The sequence below is a fragment of the Bradyrhizobium sp. CCBAU 45394 genome (genome assembly GCF_028128655.1).
Classification (GTDB): domain Bacteria; phylum Pseudomonadota; class Alphaproteobacteria; order Rhizobiales; family Xanthobacteraceae; genus Bradyrhizobium; species Bradyrhizobium diazoefficiens.
In genome coordinates, this window is the sequence record NZ_LBIX01000173.1 from 32,383 (window position 1) to 54,105 (window position 21,723).

At 65.5% G+C, this 21,723-nt stretch carries 20 protein-coding genes; 11 read left to right on the forward strand and 9 right to left on the reverse strand.

The window, feature by feature from the left end; genetic code table 11:
- The first annotated feature begins 98 nt into the window (after window positions 1–98).
- Together WN73_RS31550 and WN73_RS31555 are read left to right on the forward strand one after the other, a co-directional pair.
- Window positions 99–398 (forward strand): hypothetical protein, encoded by a 300-nt coding sequence (locus WN73_RS31550; RefSeq protein ID WP_271556164.1) that lies wholly within the window; start codon window positions 99–101, stop codon window positions 396–398.
- 138 nt (window positions 399–536) lie between these two features.
- Window positions 537–1,688: an acyl-CoA dehydrogenase family protein gene (locus tag WN73_RS31555; RefSeq protein ID WP_271556166.1), complete on the forward strand. Its 1,152-nt coding sequence runs from the start codon at window positions 537–539 to the stop codon at window positions 1,686–1,688.
- 251 nt (window positions 1,689–1,939) lie between these two features.
- On the opposite strand, the gene WN73_RS31560 is transcribed toward WN73_RS31555, so the two are convergent.
- Complete coding sequence (locus tag WN73_RS31560; protein WP_271556176.1) at window positions 1,940–4,111, reverse strand: putative bifunctional diguanylate cyclase/phosphodiesterase; 2,172 nt, start codon at window positions 4,109–4,111, stop codon at window positions 1,940–1,942.
- Window positions 4,112–4,500: 389 nt separating this feature from the next.
- Window positions 4,501–4,917 (reverse strand): L,D-transpeptidase, encoded by a 417-nt coding sequence (locus WN73_RS31565; protein ID WP_271556350.1) that lies wholly within the window; start codon window positions 4,915–4,917, stop codon window positions 4,501–4,503.
- A gap of 165 nt (window positions 4,918–5,082) precedes the next feature.
- On the opposite strand from WN73_RS31565, the gene mepA reads away from it, so the two are divergent.
- The 5 genes from mepA (at window position 5,083) to modC (ending at window position 9,418) form a co-directional block, all read left to right on the forward strand.
- The gene (gene mepA / locus WN73_RS31570; RefSeq protein ID WP_271556178.1) at window positions 5,083–6,027 is read left to right on the forward strand and encodes a penicillin-insensitive murein endopeptidase; all 945 of its coding nucleotides are present in this window, start codon (window positions 5,083–5,085) and stop codon (window positions 6,025–6,027) included.
- Window positions 6,028–6,547: 520 nt separating this feature from the next.
- On the forward strand, window positions 6,548–7,051 hold the full coding sequence (locus tag WN73_RS31575; RefSeq protein WP_271556180.1) for a hypothetical protein: 504 nt from the start codon (window positions 6,548–6,550) through the stop codon (window positions 7,049–7,051).
- Between the two features lie 210 nt (window positions 7,052–7,261).
- Window positions 7,262–8,044: a molybdate ABC transporter substrate-binding protein gene (modA, locus tag WN73_RS31580; protein ID WP_271556181.1), complete on the forward strand. Its 783-nt coding sequence runs from the start codon at window positions 7,262–7,264 to the stop codon at window positions 8,042–8,044.
- A 13-nt stretch (window positions 8,045–8,057) separates the two neighbouring features.
- A complete protein-coding gene (modB, locus tag WN73_RS31585) occupies window positions 8,058–8,753 on the forward strand; it encodes a molybdate ABC transporter permease subunit (RefSeq protein ID WP_011090882.1) in 696 nt (231 codons plus the stop codon).
- A gap of 2 nt (window positions 8,754–8,755) precedes the next feature.
- Window positions 8,756–9,418: a molybdenum ABC transporter ATP-binding protein gene (gene modC, locus WN73_RS31590; RefSeq protein WP_028175932.1), complete on the forward strand. Its 663-nt coding sequence runs from the start codon at window positions 8,756–8,758 to the stop codon at window positions 9,416–9,418.
- 37 nt (window positions 9,419–9,455) lie between these two features.
- On the opposite strand, the gene WN73_RS31595 is transcribed toward modC, so the two are convergent.
- The 5 genes from WN73_RS31595 to WN73_RS31615 form a co-directional block, all read right to left on the reverse strand.
- A complete protein-coding gene (locus WN73_RS31595) occupies window positions 9,456–10,493 on the reverse strand; it encodes a glycosyltransferase family 4 protein (RefSeq protein ID WP_028175933.1) in 1,038 nt (345 codons plus the stop codon).
- Complete coding sequence (locus tag WN73_RS31600; protein WP_028175934.1) at window positions 10,493–11,362, reverse strand: UDP-2,3-diacylglucosamine diphosphatase; 870 nt, start codon at window positions 11,360–11,362, stop codon at window positions 10,493–10,495. The genes WN73_RS31595 and WN73_RS31600 overlap by 1 nt, the downstream gene beginning before the upstream one ends.
- 239 nt (window positions 11,363–11,601) lie before the next feature.
- Window positions 11,602–12,261, reverse strand: a complete 660-nt coding sequence (locus WN73_RS31605) for a DedA family protein (protein ID WP_011090886.1) — start codon at window positions 12,259–12,261, stop codon at window positions 11,602–11,604.
- Window positions 12,262–12,271: 10 nt separating this feature from the next.
- Entirely contained in the window at window positions 12,272–12,850 is a 579-nt protein-coding gene (locus WN73_RS31610; protein ID WP_028175935.1) for a class I SAM-dependent methyltransferase, read from the reverse strand.
- Between the two features lie 516 nt (window positions 12,851–13,366).
- On the reverse strand, window positions 13,367–15,160 hold the full coding sequence (locus WN73_RS31615; protein ID WP_028175936.1) for a potassium/proton antiporter: 1,794 nt from the start codon (window positions 15,158–15,160) through the stop codon (window positions 13,367–13,369).
- A 208-nt stretch (window positions 15,161–15,368) separates the two neighbouring features.
- On the opposite strand from WN73_RS31615, the gene WN73_RS31620 reads away from it, so the two are divergent.
- Both WN73_RS31620 and map read left to right on the forward strand, forming a co-directional pair.
- Window positions 15,369–16,685, forward strand: a complete 1,317-nt coding sequence (locus WN73_RS31620) for a mechanosensitive ion channel family protein (protein WP_028175937.1) — start codon at window positions 15,369–15,371, stop codon at window positions 16,683–16,685.
- A gap of 116 nt (window positions 16,686–16,801) precedes the next feature.
- Entirely contained in the window at window positions 16,802–17,620 is an 819-nt protein-coding gene (map, locus tag WN73_RS31625) for a type I methionyl aminopeptidase (protein WP_011090891.1), read from the forward strand.
- Between the two features lie 130 nt (window positions 17,621–17,750).
- Here map and WN73_RS31630 read toward each other — a convergent pair whose 3' ends face one another.
- Window positions 17,751–18,347 carry a bifunctional transcriptional activator/DNA repair enzyme AdaA gene (locus tag WN73_RS31630; RefSeq protein ID WP_028175938.1) on the reverse strand — a complete coding sequence of 199 codons (597 nt, stop codon included), beginning with the start codon at window positions 18,345–18,347 and terminating at the stop codon, window positions 17,751–17,753.
- 130 nt (window positions 18,348–18,477) lie between these two features.
- Between WN73_RS31630 and WN73_RS31635 the strand changes: the two genes are divergently transcribed.
- Both WN73_RS31635 and radC read left to right on the forward strand, forming a co-directional pair.
- Complete coding sequence (locus WN73_RS31635; protein WP_028175939.1) at window positions 18,478–19,434, forward strand: DMT family transporter; 957 nt, start codon at window positions 18,478–18,480, stop codon at window positions 19,432–19,434.
- A gap of 40 nt (window positions 19,435–19,474) precedes the next feature.
- Window positions 19,475–20,188: a RadC family protein gene (gene radC / locus WN73_RS31640; RefSeq protein ID WP_271556188.1), complete on the forward strand. Its 714-nt coding sequence runs from the start codon at window positions 19,475–19,477 to the stop codon at window positions 20,186–20,188.
- A gap of 120 nt (window positions 20,189–20,308) precedes the next feature.
- Here the strand turns inward: radC and WN73_RS31645 are convergent, their stop codons facing one another.
- Window positions 20,309–21,337, reverse strand: coding sequence for a hypothetical protein (locus WN73_RS31645; RefSeq protein WP_028175098.1), 1,029 nt, complete (start codon window positions 21,335–21,337; stop codon window positions 20,309–20,311).
- Between the last annotated feature and the right edge of the window lie 386 nt (window positions 21,338–21,723).

A 21,723-nucleotide genomic window follows, 5' to 3' on the forward strand; every position in this document is an offset into this window, starting at 1 on the left:
GACGCGGAAGCTCGCCATGACGCGATTGAACCGGCCGCAAGTCCGGCTACACCAAACAAGGTCGTGCCGCTGCAATAGCCGCCGTTTCTCGCAGATGGATGCGCGATACGGATGAAGCGGGTGCCTGTATGCAGTTTTTCCTGTGTGAGATCGTCGCCCGAATCGTCGCGATCTATCTGTGCGTCGATTGCAGCCGCATGCTGCGCGACGGCTATACCGAGAGGCAAATCAGGGCCTTCAGTCCCGATCTCGTGGACTGGCTGCTGGACTGGTCGCGGCAGGTTTTCCAGAGGGACACCGCGCCGGTCCAGTACTGGATGGAAATGGGCCATCAGGCCATCTGCCTTTTGGCGTGCCTCGTCGTTGCGATCTTCGGGTGGTGGCTGCCGAACGGCTGAGCAGCAGGCGATGGCGTTCCGGGACCGCAACCGACCTCGCCCTGGGGCGAGCGAGCGCGGGCAATCTTGATCCTCCCTGCCAAATAGACCACCATCGCTTGTCTTACCGCTCACGGCAGAATGGGCGAGGAAACGCAGATGAACGCAACTCGCGGGTTTGGCCTGGTTGAGCGGGCGCGGGCCATCGCACCACTGATCGCGGGCGAGGCCGACGAGATCGAGCGGACGCGGAGGCTGACGCCGGCCGTCGTTTCAGCGCTGGTCGAGAACGGGCTCTATCGCGCGCTGCTGCCGCAGAGCCTTGGTGGCACGGAAGCTCCGATCGAAGCCTTCATGCAGATGCTGGAGGAGATCGCGAAGGCGGACGCCTCCACGGCCTGGTGTCTCGGCCAGTGCTGCGTCTGTGCGATGATCGCGGCCTCGCTCGATCACGACACCGCGCACGAGATCTTCAACACACAGCCGGGCATCCTCGCCTGGGGTGCGATCGTGCATGAGGCGCGCGCGGTCGAGGGCGGCTATCGCGTCACCGCGCGCTGGGATTTTGCTTCGGGCTCGCGGCAGGCGAGTTGGCTGGGGGCGCATGTCCGCATCATCGGGGCCGACGGCGTGCCGCGAAAAAATGCCGATGGATCGCCCGAGGTGCGCACCATCCTGTTTCCGGTCACGAGCGCCGTGCTGCACGACGTGTGGCAGGCGATCGGGCTCGCCGGCACCGGCACGGACTCATATGAAGTGAGCGACCTCTTCATCCCCGAGCGCTTCACCGCGTTCCGCGACGTGCCGTCCGCGCTGCGCGAGAAGGGGCCGCTCTACAGGATCGGCACCGGCTCGACCTTCAGCCTCGGCTTTGCCGCGGTCTCGCTCGGCGTCGCGCGCGCCACGCTGGATGCCGCAATCGCACTGGCGCGCGGCAAGCATCAGTCGCTGGCGGCCAGCGCCATGCGCGACAACCAGTCGGTTCAGGGCCTGATCGGCCGCACCGAGGGCGACCTTCGCGCCGCGCGCGCCTATCTCCATGCGACCGCAAATGCGATGTGGCGCGATCTCAGCGCGACCGGCGAATTCAGCGCGGCGCATCGCAGCGCGGTTCGCCTCGCCGCGACCTGGACCATCCACCAGTCGGCCAAGGTGGTGGACGCCGCCTACCACATGGCCGGCGCCACGGCCGTGTTCCGCAGCAATCCGTTCGAACGGCGGTTCCGCGACATGCACGCCATCGCGCAGCAGATCCAGGCGCGCGACACGCATTATGAGGATGTGGGGAAGGCGATTTTAGCGGGCAATTGAGGCGGAGTGATAGCCGCACGGCCGGTGCGCTCCCTCCCCCGCTTGCGGGGTCGCGACGAGCTTCGCTCGCGCTGAGAGGGTTGGGGAGAGGGTGGCTCCGCAATCGAGAATCCCCCCAGAGGAGAGAACCCTCACCCGCGCCTTCGGCGCGACTTCTCCCGCAAGCGGGAGAGGTTAACCGAAAGAGTGGCGCGTCCCTTACATTGGGAATTCACGGTGAGCTGCGAAGAATGGCCGGAGGAGCATGACGATCACGCCACCATCGCGGCGTCTTCCTCGTCGGCGGCATCGATGCCGCGCTGCGCGGCGAGCAGGCTGATGATCTCGATATTGGGGCGGGCCTTGCTGAACAGAAAACCCTGGCCTTCGTCGCAGCCTTCGGCCCTGAGGCAGCTCAGCTCGGCCTCGGTCTCGACGCCTTCGGCGGTGATGGTGACGCCAAGACCTTTGCCGAGGCTGACGATGGAGCGGATGATCGCCTGGGCCTCGCGGTTGGCGCCGAGATCGCGCACGAAGGACTGGTCGATCTTGATCTTGTCGAAGGGGAAGCTGCGCAGATAGCTGAGGCTGGAATAGCCGGTGCCGAAATCGTCCATCGAGATGCGTACCCCGAGCGCGCGCAGCGCATGCAGCGTCGCCAGCACCTGGGCGCTCTTCTCCAGCAGCAGCGTCTCGGTGATCTCGAGCTCCAGCCGCCGCGGCGGCAGGCCGGAATGTTTCAGCGCGTCCGTCACCATCGAGAGCAGGTTGCCGCTGCGGAACTGGAGCGGCGACAGATTGACGGCGACGCGGACGTCGTCGGGCCAGGTCGCGGCGTCGAGGCAGGCGCGGCGCAGCATCAAGCCGCCGAGCGGATTGATCAGGCCGGTTTCCTCGGCGACGGGGATGAACTCCGCCGGCGAGACCATGCCGCGCTCGGCATGCGGCCAGCGCACCAGCGCCTCGAAGCCGGTGATGCGGCCGCTCGAGAGGTCGATCAGCGGCTGGTAGTATGGCCGCAACACGTCGTTCTGGATCGCGTCGCGCAGCTCGACCTCGATCTTGCGCCGGCTCTGCGCTTTCGCATGCAGCGCCGCCTCGAAGAAGGCGAAGGTGCCGCGCGCGTCCAGCTTGGCGCGCGACAGCGCCATGTCGGCGCTCTTGAGCAGCTTTTCGGAATCGTCGCCGTCGGCCGGCGCCATCGCGATGCCGATGGAGGCACCGATCACCACGGAATGGCCGTCGAGCAAATAGGGATCGGCGATGGCCTCCAGCAGGCGCTTGGCCAGCATCACCGCGTCCTCCGGACGGGTCAGCCCGCTCTGCACGATCGCGAACTCGTCCGAATTGAGCCGCGCCAGCGCGTCCTCTTCGCGCAAGGTGGAGCGCAGCCGCTTGGCGACACCGCGCAACAGCTTGTCGCCGACGGCGTGTCCGAGCGTCTCGTTGACCGCCTTGAAATTGTCCAGCCCCAGCATCAGCACCGCGACCTTCTCGGAACTGCGGCGCGTGTGCAGCAGCATCTCGTCGACCTGCTGGCGCAGCAGGTTGCGGTTCGGCAGGCCGGTGAGCCCGTCATGCTGGGCCATGAAGGCCAGCCGCGCCTCGGCGCGCTTGCGCTCCGTGATGTCCATCAGCGCGAGCAGCACCGCGGGCCGCTCGGCATAGGTCAATTCGCGCGAATAGATCGCAAGGTCGATCAGCGCGCCGTCGGCCTTGACGTGCTTCCAGGTGCGCGCGGCCTGCTCGTCGCTGGAGCGGTCGGTGGTCCAGGGCGGCTCGCTGTCGAAGGCCTGCAAGGACCGGATCTTCAGCTTCTCGAACTCGGTGCGGCTATAGCCGTAATGGGCGACCGCGGCGTCGTTGACACCGAGGATGCGCTCGTCGTCGAGCGCGCAGACGATCATGGGGACGGGATTGCCGTCGAACAGCAGGCGGAACGAGGCCTCGCGCTGCTTCAACTCGGTGATATCGACGCGCAGGCCGACGACGCCACCGTCGTCGGTGCGGCGCTCCTCGATCAGGATGACACGGCCGTCCGACAGCGTCTGCTCGTGACGTGCGCCCGGCTGATAGAGCTTCTCCAGCCGCCGGGCGATCCACTCTTCCTCGTGGCCTGCGGCTTCCGGATAGTCGCCGCGGGCGACGCCGACGCGTAGCGTGTCTTCGAGGCGCGCACCCTCCGCGAACAGATCGGCGGTCTTGCTGTAGATCTCGGAATACTGCTTGTTCCAGAGAACGTAGCGGCCTTCGGGGTCGAGAATCACGATGCCCTGCGGCAGCAGGTCGACGGCCTGGCGCAGCCGTTCGTGCGATTTGCGCGCCTCGATGATGGCCGCTTCGGCTTCCGCGCGGCTCTGCACGAGTTCGTCGTGCCTGGCGGGCCGATGCGAGGCGCGCGCGAAACGCGGCTTGCGCGGCCGCTCGCCGGCCGCAGCACGCACGTTGCGCTTTCGCTTTCCTGGTTTTCGAGACCCCAAACTCAACTTCACATGTCCCAGTCGCGCCCTGCGGCCGCAAGTCTTGAGGCAGTCTTGGGGCAAGTGTCTGAAAAAAAAGTAATCTTCGCCCGCCCCGCGGTTCGCATGCATCCGCAGCCGTGCCTGTTTGCGAGGCGTGAAAGCCTCGGCGGGCGCAGCAAACCCGTTTCGCCGTCGCAATCGGACGGCGCGCTGGCGCAAAATTGCGCGCGCGCTTGAATCATTTCCGAAATCGCGCGCGATTGCATGCCGACCGCGGTTATTCCGCGCGCCGAGCACGAATTTTGGTCAATGCAGGATACGGTTATCGGGCCGTTAAGAATCGGCTGGCCGGCATGCGACTTTGTGATGGTCTAATTGGAAATACGGATCGTGGTGTTGCGCGCACCCTCGCGCTGGACCAGCGCGAACAGGGCGGCCGCATGCGCGGGATGCAGGCGGACACAGCCATGCGAGGCCGGCCCGCCCAGGCGGTAAATGTCGGTCGTGCCGTGAATGGCGAAGCCGTAATGGAAGAAGATCGCGTGCGGCATCGGCGAATTGTAGTACCTGTGCGAGAAGTAGCGCCGCATCATCGCCTGCGGATGGAAGGTGCCGCTCGGCGTGCCGTAGCCGCTGCGGCCCGTCGACACCGGCCAGCTGTAGCGCGGCGCGCCGTCGACACGCACCGACATGCGCTGTGACGATTTGTCGATGTCCACCCTGAGGTCGGCCCGCGCCGGCGTCACGCAATATCCCGCCAGCACAAGCGCCGCAGTCACGCCCCGCATCGCGAGCCGTGCACATTGCCGGTTCATGACCAAAGCCCCGCAGCTTTTTGTCCGGTCAGCATGATGTCGGGGCCGGACTGCGGCTGTAAAGACACCGTGAGGCGGCGGCCGGTCGAAAGCCTAATTCTTAACCCTGACGCAGCGTTGGGCTATAAGGTGATCAGCATGAGTCCCCGCCGCCTCGTCCCTCTCCTGCTTTTCGCGACACTCCTGACCGCCGGCGGCGCGCTGGCCCAGGACAAGGGCAGCGTGAACCCAAAGCCGCTGCCGCCGCTCGCCAACCCCAACGATCCCAGCATCGGCGCCAAGGAGCTGTTCGCGCGAAAGCTGCTGCCCTCGAAGGGGCCGGCGCATGTCATCGGCTCCTACACCAAGGGCTGCATCGGCGGCGCCGAACGGATGCCGCTGAACGGCGACAATTGGCAGGTGATGCGGCTGTCGCGCAATCGCAATTTCGGCCACCCCGAGATGATCGCGCTGATCAAGCGGCTCGCGGCAAGGGCGCACAAGGACGCGGGCTGGCCGGGCATCCTGGTCGGCGACATCGCCCAGCCGCGCGGCGGGCCGGCGCTGTCGGGCCATGCCAGCCATCAGATCGGCCTCGATGCCGACATCTGGCTGACGCCGATGCCCGACCATCGGCTCTCGCGCGAGGAGCGCGAGGAAATGTCCGCGGTGATGATGGTGCGGCAGGACCGGCTCGACATCGACCCGAAGGTGTTCACGCCGTCCCACGTGCTGGTGCTGCGCGACGCCGCGCAGGAGCCGGCGGTGCAGCGCATCTTCGTCAATGCCGCGATCAAGAAGGCGCTGTGCCGCGAGGCCAAGGGCGACCGCTCCTGGCTGTCGAAGATCCGGCCATGGTGGGGCCATGACTATCACTTCCACATCCGCATGCGCTGCCCGCCGGGCGCCGGCGAATGCGAGGGCCAGCCGTCGCAGTCCGAGGACGAAGGCTGCAAGGAGGCCGATCTCGCCTACTGGTTCTCTGATGCCGTGCTGCACCCCAAGCCGCCGCCGGAGCCGCCAAAACCGAACCCGCCGATGACGCTGGCGCAGATGCCGGCCGCCTGCAAGGCGGTGCTGCACGCGGCGGATGCGAAACCGTAACGCTCTCCGCCGTCGTCCTGGCGAAAGCCAGGACCCATTACCCCAGGGAGGAGTTGTTGGGCGAAGTGGCAACTGCGAGTCTTCGCAAAACACAATCCTGGGGGTATGGGTCCTGGATCAGCGCTCGCTCTGCTCGCTTGTCCAGGACGACGAGCTGATATTGACGCTGCCGCCTCCTCACCGCCGTCGTCCTGGGGCGCGAAGCGAGCACGGGACTCATAACCACAGGGAGTGGTTGCGGCGCGAGCTGGCAACTCAGAATCCCCGTGACCACACCCGCCTGTGGCTATGGATCCCGGATCTGCGCTCCGCTTCGCTGCGCTTGTCCGGGACGACAGTGGTGATTGGGGCGCGCGGCCCGGGCTGACGAACGAGTTGATTGGTTCGCACCAGCCAAATGCGCTAGTATCGGCCTGCCGCCGCGCCGTAAGCCCGCGGCATCTCGGGACGCGCATCCCGTTCTTCAACAAGCCTGACCGCAAGCCCCGCGTCTTTCGCGTGGCCAACGATGAGATTTGACATGCGCATCCTCACCTTCCTCGCCGCGCTCACGCTCGGTGCGACCTCCGCGCCGGCCGCCGAAGAGCCGAGCGGCTGCGACAAGTTCAAATGGCCGATCGAGCGCGAGCGCGCCGCGCTGACGGCGCCGGACCGTGCGAAGCTCGCTTCGGGGAGCGAACAGGCTGCGCTGCCGTCATCGGCCATTACGCTGGGGCTGGTCGCCCCGAGCGAAGCAAAGCTGCCCACGCCGCCGGAGCGGGCGCCGAAGGACGGCACCTTTGCCGGCTTCACCGGCATCAAGACAACGAAAGCCGGGCTCTACACGATCAGCCTGTCGGCCGGCGCCTGGGTCGACGTGGTGCAGGACGGGCATGTCCTCAAGCCCGTGGCCTTCAGCGGCGCGACCGATTGCGACGGCATCCGCAAGACCATGAAATACGAGCTGTCGGCGCAGCCCTTGGTGCTCCAGGTCAGCGGCGCCAGGGACAATTTTATCTCGATCGCGATCCTGCCGAGCGAGTAGGCAAGGGTCGGACCAAAGGTCGCCTTTGACCTCAAAGGTCGCCTTTGACCTGTTCCGCCAGCCTGTTATGGTCGCGCCCAGCGATATCCCGAGGGACCGTAAGTCCGTCGGGCTCCCCGGAACAGCGCGTCCGCCGATCGCACCCCTGACTCAACCAACGCCGTCTTGCGTGCGCTATTGGCGCGCGCAGGCGCGCATGGAGCGCTCCCGATGTCCCGCCCTTCCGTACTTTTTTCCGCCTTCATCGTTTTGCTCGCGGCTTTGTCGCCCGCCGCCGCCGAGGACAAGACCATCACCGTGTTCGCCGCCGCCTCGATGAAGAACGCGCTCGACGAGATCGACGCGGCCTACACCGCGAAGACCGGCGTCAAGTTCAGCGTCAGCTATGCCGCAAGCTCGGTGCTCGCCAAGCAGATCGAGCAGGGCGCGCCGGCCGACGTGTTCGTCTCCGCCGACACCGACTGGATGGACTACGCGATCTCCAGGAAGACCATCAACGAGCCTTCCAGAGTCAACCTGCTCGGCAACACCATCGTGCTGATCGCGCCGAAGGATTCCAAGATCGACAACGTCACCATCGCGCAGGGCTTCGACCTCGCCAAGCTCGCCGGCGACGGCAGGATCGCGACCGGCGACGTCAAGTCGGTGCCAGCAGGCAAATATGCGAAGGCGGCGCTCGAGAAGCTCGGCGCGTGGCAGGCGGCCGAGCCGAAATTCGCCATGGCCGAGAGCGTGCGCGCCGCGCTGACGCTGGTCGCCCGCGGCGAGGCCGATCTCGGCATCGTCTATTCGACCGACGCCAAGGTCGAGCCGGGCGTGAAGATCGTCGGCACCTTCCCGGCGGATTCGCATCCCGCGATCATCTATCCCGTTGCCGCGACCGTGACCGCGAAGGGCGAGACCGGCGACTATCTCGCCTTCCTGCGCTCGACCGCGGCCAAGACGATCCTGGAAAAATACGGCTTCAAGTTCCTGATCAGCCCCACGACGTGATATCTGCGACTTGATGTCCGAGATCTCACCTGCCGAATGGACTGCGATCCTGCTCTCGCTCAGGGTCGCCGTGATCGCAACGCTGGTGGCGACGCCGTTCGGCATTGCGCTGGCATGGCTGCTCGCGCGACGCGATTTCTGGGGCAAGTCGCTGCTCGATGCGCTGGTGCACCTGCCGCTGGTGCTGCCGCCGGTCGTGACCGGCTATCTGCTGCTTCTCACCTTCGGCCGCCGCGGCCTCGTCGGCGGCTTCCTCGCCGACCATCTCGGCATCGTCTTCGCGTTCCGCTGGACCGGCGCGGCGCTCGCCTGCGGCGTGATGTCGTTTCCGCTGCTGGTACGCCCGATGCGGCTGTCGATCGAGGCGATCGACCGCAAGCTGGAGCAGGCCGCGGAGACGCTTGGCGCGGCACCGTGGAAAGTGTTCTTCACCGTGACGCTGCCGCTGGCGCTGCCCGGCGTGCTCGCCGGCATGGTGCTCGGCTTCGCGAAAGCGATCGGCGAGTTCGGCGCGACCATCACCTTCGTCTCCAACATTCCCGGCGAGACCCAGACGATTTCCTCGGCGATCTATTCGTTGATCCAGACGCCCGATGGCGATGCCGCGGCGGGCCGCCTCGTGATCGTCTCGGTCATCCTGGCGCTGGGTGCGCTGATTGCCGCCGAGTGGTTCGCCCGCCGCGCCACCGCGCGATTGCACGGGAATTGACCATGCTGCGGGTCGATGTCGAAAAGCAGCTCGGCGAGTTCTCGCTTCACGCATCGTTCATCGGCGAAGGGCGCGTCATCGGCCTGTTCGGTGCATCAGGCGCCGGCAAGACCTCGCTGGTCAACATGATCGCCGGGCTCTTGCGGCCCGACCGCGGCACCATCGTGATTGACGGCGAGACCGTGGACGACACCGCGGCTGGCATTCATGTGCCGCCCTGGCGCCGCCGCATCGGCTATGTGTTCCAGGACGCGCGGCTGTTCCCGCATCTCAACGTTGCGCAGAATCTCGACTATGGACGACGGATGAACCGCCTTGCACCCGATCCTGCCCAGCACAGGCGCGTCATCGACCTGCTCGACATCGGTGCCTTGCTTGACCGCCGTCCCGGAAAACTCTCCGGCGGCGAGCGCCAGCGCGTCGCGCTCGGCCGCGCGCTGTTGTCCAAACCGCGCCTGCTGCTGCTCGACGAGCCGCTCGGCGCGCTCGACGAAGGCCGCAAGCTCGAGATCCTGCCCTATCTGGTGCGGCTGCGGGATGAGGCCAACGTCCCGATGGTCTATGTCAGCCACGACGTCGCCGAGTTGCGCCAGCTCGCGACGCAAATCGTGATGCTGAAAGAGGGGCGCGTGACGTCGTTCGGCGGGGTGAAGGTGCTGACGTGAGGGGCTTGTGACGTTGCCGCTCTTTTGCTTGTCGTCCTCAGCTCGCGAATAGCGGCCGCGCGGCGTCGGTCAGCATGCCATGCGCCCGCTTGACGTTGTCGAGAAACTGCCGCACGCTTTCCTGCCAAGTGAAGGTCAGGGCATAGGCCCGGCATTTTTCGCGCGGCACCTGCAGGGCGGCGAGCGCCGCGCGGCGCAGGTCGGCATCGAGACAGCCGCATCCGGACTCTCCGATCACATCGAGCGGCCCCATCACCGGGAAGGCCGCAACCGGCAGGCCGCACGCCAACGCTTCGAGGATCACCAACCCGAACGTATCGGTCAGGCTCGGAAAGACGAAGACATCGGCTGACGCGTAGACATCGGCGAGTGCTCGCCCGGTTCGCGTGCCGAGAAAATGGACCTGCGGAAACCGCGCCTGCAGGCTCGCACGCAACGGCCCGTCGCCGACCACGACCTTCGAGCCCGGCAGGTCCAAGGCAAGGAAAGCCTCGAGGTTCTTCTCGACCGCGATGCGGCCGACATACAGGAACACCGGCGCCGGAAAGGCGAGCGGCTGCACGCTGCGCGGACGAAACAGCACGGCATCGACGCCGCGCGACCAAGGCATCAGGTTGCGGAAGCCATGCGCCTTCAGGGCCTGTTCCAGCGTCGGCGAGCCGACCATGATGCCGTCGCCGCCGTTGTGGAAACGGCGCAGTACCGCATAGCTCCACCTCAGCGGCACCGGCAGCCGCTCCGCCAGATATTCAGGAAAGCGGGTGTGATAGCTCGTCGTGAACGGATAGCCGCGGGTCTGGCAGACATGGCGAGTGATCCACCCGATCGGCCCCTCGGTCGCGATGTGCACGGAATCCGGACCCATGCCTTTGATCGCGCGCTCGATTCGCCCCACCGAGGCCAGCGCGAGGCGGATCTCCCGGTAGCCGGGCAGCGGCACGGTGGGGAAATCGCCCGGCGTGAGGAAGCCGATACTGGCGCCGAACGAAGGCGCTTCGCTGGCGAGATATTCGAGCGAGCGCACCACGCCGTTGATCTGTGGGCGCCAGGCGTCGGTCGCCACCAGCACGCGCATCAGGCGACCGCCCGTGCGAACGGCACCACGCTCGACGGCCCCGGCATCTGCTGGGGCCGCGCCTCGACCCAGCGGATGATCTCGAACCGGCCGTCATGGTGCTCGACGACACCGGTGCAGGATTCCACCCAGTCGCCGGTGTTGATGTAGCGAATGCCGAACTCGTCATGCATCGCCGCGTGATGGATGTGGCCGCAGATCACGCCCTGCGCAGCGTGCCGCCTTGCCTCCGACGACAGGATCTCCTCGAAGCGGCCGATGTGATTGACCGCATTCTTGACCCGCAGCTTCGCCCAGGACGAGAACGACCAATAGGCGAGCCCGAACCGACTCCGGATCCAGTTGAGCCAGACGTTGGAGGCAAGCGCCGTGCGGTAGCCGACATCGCCGAGCAGCGCCAGCCAGCGGGCGTGGCGTACGACGAGATCGAAGTGATCGCCATGGACGACGAGATAAGCGCGGCCGTCGACGCCCCGGTGGATCGCGTGCTCAACCACCTCGACGCTGCCAAAGGTCGAGCCGACATAGTCGCGCACGAACTCGTCGTGATTGCCGGCTACATAGACGATCCGCTTGCCGCGCCGCGCGATATCTACGAGCGCCTGCACCACTGCATTGTGCGTGCCTGGCCAGTACCAGCTCGACCGCAGGTACCAGCCATCGACGATGTCGCCGACCAGGAACACAGTGTCGGCGTCATGGTGATGGAGAAAGTCGATCAGCCGCTCGGCCTGGCATCCCCTCGTCCCAAGATGGACATCGGAGATGAACAAGCTCCTGACCTTGACGACGTCGGACGGCAAAGCCGCATCCCTGTCCGGACTCTGCGCCGGCCGGTCGCCGCGATTGTCATCGCGCAGGAATGCCATCGCGGCAGCTTCCGTCAATCCCGCGACCGCCTTCGTCACATCGCGGTTGGCGCGGCGCCGGAAGATCGAGCGATGCCAATAGACGCCGACGGCAAGAACCAGGAGCGCGAACTGGGCGCCGCGATGCCGCCCGTCGGACGCCGCGACACCGAACTGAAGGCCGGCGAGCAGGATCAGCACCGCGGCGGTGAGATGCTCAAGCGTGTGCGAGCCGGACCGAAACCGGGACAACAGGGGTCTCATGCGATCTCCTCCACGGCCTTGGGGGCGGCGATGGCGCGCGACGACGCGAGGCGCGGCCGCGCGATCGCGTGCGTGTAAAGGCGAAGTCCGAGAATGATCGCGACCTCCACAGCGACGAGGATGGCGACCACCCAGAAGCCGATGCTGACGGGATCCTGACCGCTGTCGCGCAGCACATAGCCGAGGCTCAGGAACGGCATGTTCCAGATCACGGTGCCGATTGCGGTGGCGGTGACGAAGGCGCGCGGCTCCAGTTGCAGCACGCCGGCCGGCAACGCCAGATAGATCCGCACGGTCGGCAGCGTCTGGCCGATCAGCGTGACCCAGAAATGGTTGCCGCGATAGGCATCGGTGAGCTGCTGATAGAACGAGGGCCGCAGCAGCACGTATTTGCCGTAAGTCCTCACCAGTCGCTCGATCCGCTGCGAGCCGAGCGCGCGGCCAAGCCCGTACCAGCCGAGCGCGCCGACGACCGATCCAACACTTGTCGCCACGATGGTCATGGCCAGCGATGCGCCGTCGGACACGGTGAGACCGAGCAGCATCAACAGAACGTAGGACGGAAACAGCGGAATGAATTTCTCGGCGATCGCCAGGCAACCAATGCCCAGCAGGCCGAAGTGCAGAAACATTGCGATCGTGCTCGACGTGTCCATGGTGCCTCGATCACGCGCAGGGGGGACGGCGGCTGATCCGGTACACCGAGGCCGGAGGCAGGTTGCGATAGGTCTGCCCGATGCAACTTGCCTGCAGATCGAGATGATCGAGGATCGCATCAGGGACGGGACAGCGCGGGCCGTACGTGATCTGGAAAAACGCGCCGCCCGGACGGAGATAGGCAAACGCGCCATCGAGAATCGCCAGCACTTTTCCTGGCGGCATCGTGAGCAATCCGAGGCCGCTGACGACGGCGCCGACCGGCGCCCCTTCAAACAGTTTTTCTCTCACCAGCCAGGCCGCATCCATCCACAGCACGCGCGCGCCGGGGAAGCGCTGCTGCAGCAACGGGATGAAATCGGAGCCGTATTCGACCAGCGTCAGATTCTGCTGCCGGACGCCGCGATCGAGCAATGCGCGGGTGAACACGCCGGTGCCGGGGCCGAGTTCGATGACGGGGCCAGTCTCGGCCGTAATCTCCTGCGCCATCAGCGACGACGCTGCGGGTCCCGACGGCGCAACCGCTGCGACACGCAAAGGATCGCGAATCCAGGCGCGGAAGAACGGCAGGATGTCAGCAGACGACATGCGAGATCTCCCTCGCGATGCAGTCGGTCTCGCAGGTGCGGTTCAGTACCAAGGTCATTCAAATGTCTTTCCGCTTGCGCGTGTCCGCATCGAACGCGGAGCGTCGCGCAGGTGAGCCATGTCGGGCCTGGCAGGATGATCAAGCCCGACCCAATAGTGGCTTCAGTCTCACGCCTACATTGCGAGAGTCTGTCGCGAATGCGCATCTTGCAAAAAAACATCCGCGACGTTCGCGCTGGATGGAGCCGCAAGGTTGCCGCAATGAATTGGACAAAAAGCCGGCAGCGAGCGCGAAGGAGAGACTCCTCGATGCGGGCACTGTTGGTGGAACCACACCCTCCGCCGTCGTCCCGGCGAAGGCCGGGACCCATTACCCCACGGAGGAGTCGCTGGGACAGATGGTCACCACGTGTCTTCGCAAAACTGCCGCCGGTGGTAATGGGTCCTGGCTTTCGCCAGGACGACGTTGGGGAGGCATTTCGCTTCAACAACTCTCACAGCCACGCGCGAAGCCCCCTAAACCCCCGCCACCGAGGTCCACAGCTCCGCCAGCTTGCGCCGCAGCGCCTGCCAGCGCGTCAATGGCGCGGGCGTTTCCTCGTCTTCCGGCAGACGCAGGCCCACGACGTTGACGCGGCCGCCGGAGATGCTGCGTGCGACCAGCACGATCTCGTCCAGCGCAAGCTCAGCGCCCTCTTTCGGCGCGCGGTCGAGATGGACGTCGAAATAGTCGGCCAAGGTCAGCTTGCCTTCGTCCTCGCTCACCTTCACGCCATAGATCTCGGCGAGCTCGGCGAGCGTGTGCTCGCCGGAGACCATGAAGTCGCCGAGCAGATGCGGGTCCGGCGCGGTGCTCGGCTGCATGTCGACGAAGAAGCGGTCGAGCGACTCGGCCTTTTCCGGCGGCGCCAGCAGATAGATGTAGTCGCCGGGCGCGATCGGATCGGCCTCCGTCGGCGTCAGAATGTTCTCGTTGCGGATCACCAGCGTCGGCTTCGACCAGGACGGGATCAGGCCGCGGCGGAAGTACAGGCTCTTGGATCGCACCGGATAGCCGACGAGCTGCTGCTCGAGCTGGCCGGGCAGATCCAGTTCGACACGCCTCGGGCCGCGCTCGGCGCGCGGCAGCGCGACGTGCAGCTTGCGTGCGGCCGGCGCCAGGGTCCAGCCTTGCAAGAGCAGCGAGATGATGACGACGACGAAGGCGACGTCGAAATAGAGATAGGCCTTGGACAGGCCGACCAGCATCGGGATCGACGCCAGGAAGATAGCGACGGCACCGCGCAGGCCCGTCCAGGCGATGAAGATCCTTTCGCGCCAGTTGAAGCGGAATGGCGCCAGGCAGACGAACACCGCGAGCGGCCGTGCGACCAGCATCAGCACGAGCGCGACGGCGACAGCCGGCAAAACGCTGGCGCCGAGCCGGCTCGGCGAGACCAGGAGACCGAGCAGCACGAACATCACGATCTGCGCCAGCCAGGTCGCGGCATCGAGGAAGGTCACCACCGAATTATGCGCGCGCGTAGGCCGGTTACCGATGATGATGCCGGCGAGATAGACCGCGAGGAAGCCCGAGGCATGCATGATCTGCGAGCCGCCGAAGATCACGAGCGCGCCTGTGGTCACGAACGGCGCATGCAGGCCCTGCGGGAGCGCCACCTGGTTGAGCGCGATGACGACGAGACGTCCGCCGAAGAAGCCGACGACGGCGCCCAGCACCGCCTCCTGCAGGAACTCCATCAGCACGTGCCCCGCCGAGCTCGATCCCAGCGAGATGTATTCGACCAGCATCAGGGTGAGGAAGATCGCGAAGGGGTCGTTGGTGCCGGACTCGGCCTCCAGCGTCGCACCGACGCGCGGACGCAGGCGCAGGCCCTGGGTATGGACCAGCAGGAACACGGCGGCCGCATCGGTCGAGGCCACCACGGCGCCGACCAGCAGCGACTCCGTCCAGTTGAGGTCGAGCGCGTATTTGGCGAACGGCGCCGTGATCAGCGCGGTCAGCAGCACGCCGACGGTCGCGAGCACCACGGATGGCGCAAGCACGGTGCGGATGCTGGCAAAGCGCGTCTTCAGGCCGCCGTCGAACAGGATCAGGGCCAGCGCCACCGAGCCGACCAGATAGGTGGTGCGGACGTCGTCAAACTGGATCTGCCCGGGACCGGAATCGCCGGCGAGCATGCCGATCACAAGGAAGACGAGCAGCAAGGGCGCGCCGAAGCGCAGCGCAAGCAGGCTCGACAGGATACCCGCCATCACCAGGACGGCGCCGAGCAATATGGCGAGGCTGACAGAGTCGAGAGAGGCCATCCACCTTCCGGGTAAAAATAGCTGGATTTGCATCCTTATCGTCGCTGCACCGGCGCGCCAACCCATTTTCTCCCGCTCGCGGCAATCTGCCCGTATTTTGCGGCCTTAACGCGCTTCACATAGCGGTGTATCGATGGCCGGACCGCACCCTTTGTGGGATTCTGCGGCGCCCTCGAATCAATTCCTCCCCCGCTTCCCGACGAGACCGATGGACATGGACCTCAAAGACTTCATGGAGTTCGTGCAGACGACCGCACGCAGCGTCGGGGCGGAGATTTCCTCACCCTGGTTCTACCTGCAATTTGGTCTCATTCTCGCGGCAGCCGGCATCGCCTATGCCGCGGAAGCCGGCGTTCGCAATCGCGTCGACATGACGTCGCTGGCGATGGGCTGGCCGCTGCCGCTCCGGCACTTCTCCCGCGTCATGGTCTCCAGTGCCTCGACGGCGGTGTTCACCCTGCTCGTGATCATCTCCCGCTTCGTGATGTACCATGCGACCTGGCCGAGCCGCAGCTATCTCTTGATGGTCGCCGCCAAGATGGGGTTGGCCTGGCTGGCGATCCGGCTGGTGACCTCGGTGCTACGCAACGCCTTCATCGTCAAGCTGGTGTCGATCACGGCGTGGTTCGTCGCCGCGCTCTCCATCCTCGGCCAGCTCGACGCGACGATCGATCTGCTCGATTCCTTCGCGATCGTGCTCGGCGGCCTGCGGCTGACCCCGCTGCTGGTGATCAAGGCCGGCGCGCTGCTGCTCATCGCGCTGTGGGCCACCAACATCGCCAGCAATTTCGCCGAGAGCCGGATCAACTCGACCACCGATCTGACGCCGTCGGTGCAGGTGCTGCTGGTCAAGATCATCCGCATCGGACTTCTGGCCATCGCAATCGTCATTGCGCTCGGCGCGGTCGGCATCGACCTCTCGGCGCTCGCGGTGTTCTCCGGCGCGGTCGGCGTCGGCATCGGTATCGGCCTGCAGAAGATCGTCGCCAATTTCATCTCGGGGATCATCCTGCTCGCCGACAAGTCGGTGAAGCCCGGCGATCTCGTCACCATCGGCGACAACACCGGGCGCATCAGCGCGATGAAGACGCGTTATATTTCCGTCGCCGCCGGCGACGGCCGCGAGTTCCTGGTGCCGAACGAGGACCTGGTGACGCAGAAGGTCGTCAACTGGACCTATACCGACAAGAACACGCTGGTGAAGATCGCCTTCGGCACCAATTACGACGCCGACCCCAGGCTGGTCTGCAAGCTCGCAATCGAGACGGCCATAGCCCATCCCCGCGCGCAGAAAGCCAAGCCACCGAACTGCATCCTGACCGAGTTCGCGGAGGCCGGGATGAAGTTCTCGCTGACCCTCTGGCTCGCCGACCCCGACGGCATGGACAATGTCAAAAGCGACGTGATGCTGGCGCTATGGGAGGCCTTCAAGCGAGAGGGCATCCGGGTTCCCTATCCGGTCCGCGAAATCCGCGTCCGCGGCGGCGCCCTGCCGGTGGAAACCACCGTAGAAGTCCCGAATTAGGCCCGCTTTCGGGCGCAAGGCCCACGCTCGGCTTGCATGAAGGCCCGCGATCATTAGATTAGGGCCTGAAATCAAGCCCTTTCCACCGCATCGAGCCCCGCAAAGACCATACAAGCATGAGCTACGTCGAAGCCACCGATACCTCCCTGCGCAAGACCGGACAGATCAAGCTGCATGGACCGAGCGCCTTTGCCGGCATGCGCAAGGCGGGCGCGCTGGTAGCCAAGTGCCTCGACGAGCTCACCGACATCGTCGGGCCGGGCGTGCCGACCGAGCGCATCGACCAGTTCGTCCGCGACTTCGCTTTCAGCCATGGCGCCTATCCGGCGACGCTGATGTATCGCGGCTATCGCTACTCGACCTGCACCTCACTCAACCACGTGGTCTGCCACGGCATGCCCGGCGACCGTCCGCTGAAAGAGGGCGACATCGTCAACATCGACGTCACCTTCATCGTCGACGGCTGGTACGGCGATTCCAGCCGGATGTATGCGATCGGCCCGATTGCGCGCAAGGCGGAGCGGCTGATCGAGGTGACGTATGAAGCCATGATGCGCGGCATCGCGGCGGTGAAGCCCGGCGCCACCACCGGCGACATCGGCCACGCCATCCAGAGTTTCGTGGAGCCGCAAGGCATGAGCGTGGTGCGCGATTTCTGCGGCCATGGCCTCGGGCGCATGTTCCACGACGAGCCGAACATCATCCATATCGGCCGTCCCGGCGAAGGCGTCCAGCTCAAGCCCGGCATGTTCTTCACCATCGAGCCGATGATCAATCTCGGCAAGCCGCATGTGAAGATCCTCTCCGACGGCTGGACCGCGGTGACCCGCGACCGTTCGCTGTCCGCGCAGTTCGAGCATTCGGTGGGCGTGACCGCGACCGGCGTCGAGATCTTCACGCTGTCGGAGCGGCACGGCGAGAAGCAGATCGGGTGATCCCCAAAGTGTCATTCCGGGACGCTCGCATCAGCGAGCGAACCCGGAATCTCGAGATTCTCAGGTGCGCAAATGCGCACCATAGTTCGGTGCTTCGCGCCGCCCCGGAATGACAGCGAAGTAGCGCCGTCTATCGCCGGCGGCGGAATGACGACGGCGGCCGCCTGTAGGTCGCGGCAAAAGCATCGTTGAAGCGGCGGACGCTGCCGAAGCCCGCCGCAAACGCAATCTCCGCCAACGTCATCTCAGTCTGGTCGATCAGACGCTTGGCTCCCTGCACCCGGCGGGTCGCCGCGATCTCGCTCGGGCTCGCGCCGGCGTGGCGCATGAACAGGCGCAAGAGATGGCGCGGCCCGACCCCAAGCGCTTCTGCAAGCTCCACCATCGACGCGCGATCCAGAAAACCGTCGTTGATCAGGCGCATGCCGCGCGCAACGGTGGTGGCGGTCCCCATCCAGGCCGGCGACCCCGGCGCCGTTTCCGGCCGGCAACGCAGGCATGGGCGGAAGCCGGCGCGCTCCGCAGCCGCAGCGGTCGGATAGAAGGTCACGTTCTCGGAGCGCGCGGGGCGAACCGGACAGACCGGCCGGCAATAGATCCGCGTCGAGCGGACGCCGGAGAAGAACAGGCCGTCGAACGCGCGCGCACGCGCCAGCCGCGCCCGGTCGCATGTGTCCCAGTCGAGATGCGGTGGCAGCGTTTGCCGATGTGCCGAACCTGTCGCCATCGCGGAAGAATAATGGCCGCGCGGCTCGCCGAGTAGCTGAAATCGGACTCGGTCGGGCGATGAGGTCCGAATTCAGCCAGCCCGCGCCGTCGCTCCGGATCATGGTGCCGACACATCCGGAGCACATCGCATGAGCACGCAGGCGCAACAAACGACGTCAGGACAAACCACGCTCGCATTCGAGGTCGGGCTCCTGCTGCTGCTGGCGCTGATCTGGGGCAGCTCGTTCACGCTGATCAAGGTCGCGATCCCCTCGATTCCGCCCGTCACGATGGTCGCGGCGCGGGTGACCATCGCGGCCATTCTCCTGCTCCTGATCGCTCGCGCGCAGGGACACGCCCTTCCCCGCCGGGGATCGGTGTGGGCTGCGTTCCTCGTGCAGGGCCTGCTGCAAAGCGCGCTGCCGTTCACCCTGATCAGCTGGGGCGAGGCGCATATCGCCAGCGGCCTCGCCGGCGTGCTCAATGCGACTCCGCCGATGTTCGTGCTCGCAATCGCGATGATGAGCGGGCGCGGACGGCAGACCGTCAGCGGCCGGAAGATCCTCGGCGTCGCTCTTGGCCTTGCGGGCGTTGCCGTGACCATGGGCGGCGACGCGCTCTCGGGGATCGGCACGACCGCTCCGCTGGCGCAAGCGGCCGTGCTGTGCGCGAGCCTCTGCTACGCGGTCGCGCCGATATGGGGACAGCGCTTCTCGGGCCTTCCCGCGATCGTCACGGCCGCCGGAGCCATGAGCTGCGCAGCGGTTCTGATGCTCCCCGCGGCCGCCGTTCTCGAACAGCCATGGACGCTGGCGCCGACGGCGCAGGCGATCGCAGCGGTGATCGCGCTCGCGGTGATCTGCACGGCGTTCGCGATGGTGATCTATTTCCGGCTGATCCACACGCTTGGCCCGCTCGGCACGACCAGCGGCAGCTATCTGCGCGCGGGCTTCGCCGTGGCGCTCGGCACCGCGTGGCTCGGCGAGCGTTTTAGCTGGTCCAGTCTTGCCGGAATGGCGCTCATTCTCGCAGGCGTGGTGGCGGTCACGGTGCCCGCTCCTGCACGGACCGGCAAGACAGCGACCGGCGCACCGTCCCGCAATTGACGGTTGCAAAAGCGCAGGTCCCCGGCGATGCTGGCGGCCGATGCCCGCCAAAGCCGACCACGACAAGAGCAAGCCGGAGGACGCGCCGCACTATCACGGCCATCGCGAGCGGTTGCGCGAGCGCTTCTACAGCGCCGGGGCGGATGCGCTCAACGACTACGAGCTGTTGGAGATGGCGCTGTTTCCGGCGCTGCCGCGGCGCGACACCAAGCCGCTCGCCAAGACGCTGATCAAGATTTTCGGCTCGTTCGCCGAGGTCGTGCACGCGCCGGTGGCGCGCTTGCGCGAAGTCGACGGCATCGGCGAATCCGCGATCCACCAGCTCAAGCTGATCGCAGCCGCCGCGCATCGCGTCGCCAAGGGCGAGGTCAACAGCCGCAACGCGCTGTCGTCCTGGAACGAGGTGATCGACTATTGCCGCACCAGCATGGCCTTTGCCGACAAGGAGCAATTCCGCCTGCTCTTCCTCGACAAGCGCAACCAGCTCATCGCCGACGAGGTGCAGCAGACCGGCACCGTCGACCACACCCCGGTCTATCCGCGCGAGGTGATCAAGCGCGCGCTGGAGCTGTCGGCAACCGCCTTGATCCTGGTGCACAACCACCCTAGCGGCGATCCCTCGCCCTCGCAGGCCGACATCCAGATGACGAAAGCGATCATCGACATCGCCAGGCCGCTCGGCATCGCCGTGCACGACCACATCATCGTCGGCAAGAACGGGCATTCCAGCTTGAAGGGGATGAAGCTGATCTAACGACGTCGGCTCTTGGGGCTAAAGCGGACCTTACCGCGAACTTCGCAAAACGACGCGACTGACCCAAAGGCGACATTCAACGTCTGGAGTGATTTCCAGCTTCTGTCTGATCTTCGGATGCTAGCCGGGGAAGTCGCGGAACTCCTTGACGAGATTAAACGGAATTTTCCACCCGGCGCCTCCCCCGCGCATCAGCATCTTGATGTCTTCCGCCCTGTTTTCTTTTCCGGTTTTCGGATCGGTCTCCAGCGTGTGGCCTTGGCTGTCCCAAGGTTTGCTCGCGCTCTTCGAGTAGTAGCCGAGAAAATGGCCGGATTCATGGGCAGACGTGTTAGGCCCGCGTTGCGAGCTGATGAAGGCAAGGTCCAGCGATCGAGCAAATGAGCCATTGGCGGGGCCGCCGTTGGACCAAACCTTATCGACGCAAAAAATGGTTAGATGGGCGCCCTGAACTTTGTGTTTGACGAAGAAGCCCTTCAGTTTTTCGACGTCGATCACATCGGGAAAGGTCGCTAGGCTCGCATCCTTCATGCCAGTCGCACTGGCGAGGTCCTGTTTGACGGCAGCCTGCGAGTCGTCGATGACCAGCCAGTCGCTTGGCACCCGCTCGAAGCGGATGTTGGCCTGCGGCCTCCATATATTGTTCATCGTCAGCAATTCATCTTGCTCGTTGCAAGGCTTCTTGGCGTGAAACGCCGGAGCGCCGCCACTCCCCGGAACCATGACGTTACGGAACGCCACCTTGATCTTGATTTCCGGCAGCACGACGACATGGAGCTTGGCTTCGATCTTCCGGCCGGCCGACCGGGCCACCACCTCCAGGCCGGGAAAGCCAATCGGCTTAATCCGGCCATTGATTTCGAAAAACCGTGCATCGCCATTGAAGGTGGTGGGAAGTGACGCCGCCCTGAGCTGCGGATCGATATCGGGTTCGGAGAAGGTGTCTCTGGCTTGCATTACGCGTCTGAGGGTATCGGCGCCATCGATCTCCTTGATCCCGAGGGCATGGGCGTTAGGATCGACTTTGAGCTTTCTTCCGGGATCGATCAGCGCCACGATGTTGGAGCCGCCGAGCGGCACCACCATGCCCGGCGGGCTGCGGCGCTCATCGATGCCGGAGCGGCGGAAAACCTCTTGAAAAGCGGCCATGTCTGGTTCTCCTGTCTTAGTTCGGTCCGTCAACGCGAAATTTTGCGCGCGGAATGAGAGCCTCCTTCGGCGGCGGGAACACCAACTGGCCGGCCCCCGCGGCGAGATGCAGAAAATTTCGGCGGCGAAGTTTCATGGCAGTCCCTCCGCAACAATTGGGCACGGACGGCAGTAGGCGTAGCCTACTCCGCTTTGCGGAGAACGCGGAAGGCCAATCAATGTCCGCTTCTGGCCCATCAGAGAAGTGGCGGAACGCTTCATTGAGGTCCGTTCAATCAAACGCCTCATCGGCCGCGCTCCACGGCCAGAACGAAAGCCGTTCCGAGCCATCCGGCGAATGCGCGCGGTGTCAGGCCGGGTATGTGAATGACCGAGGCCACGGCCGA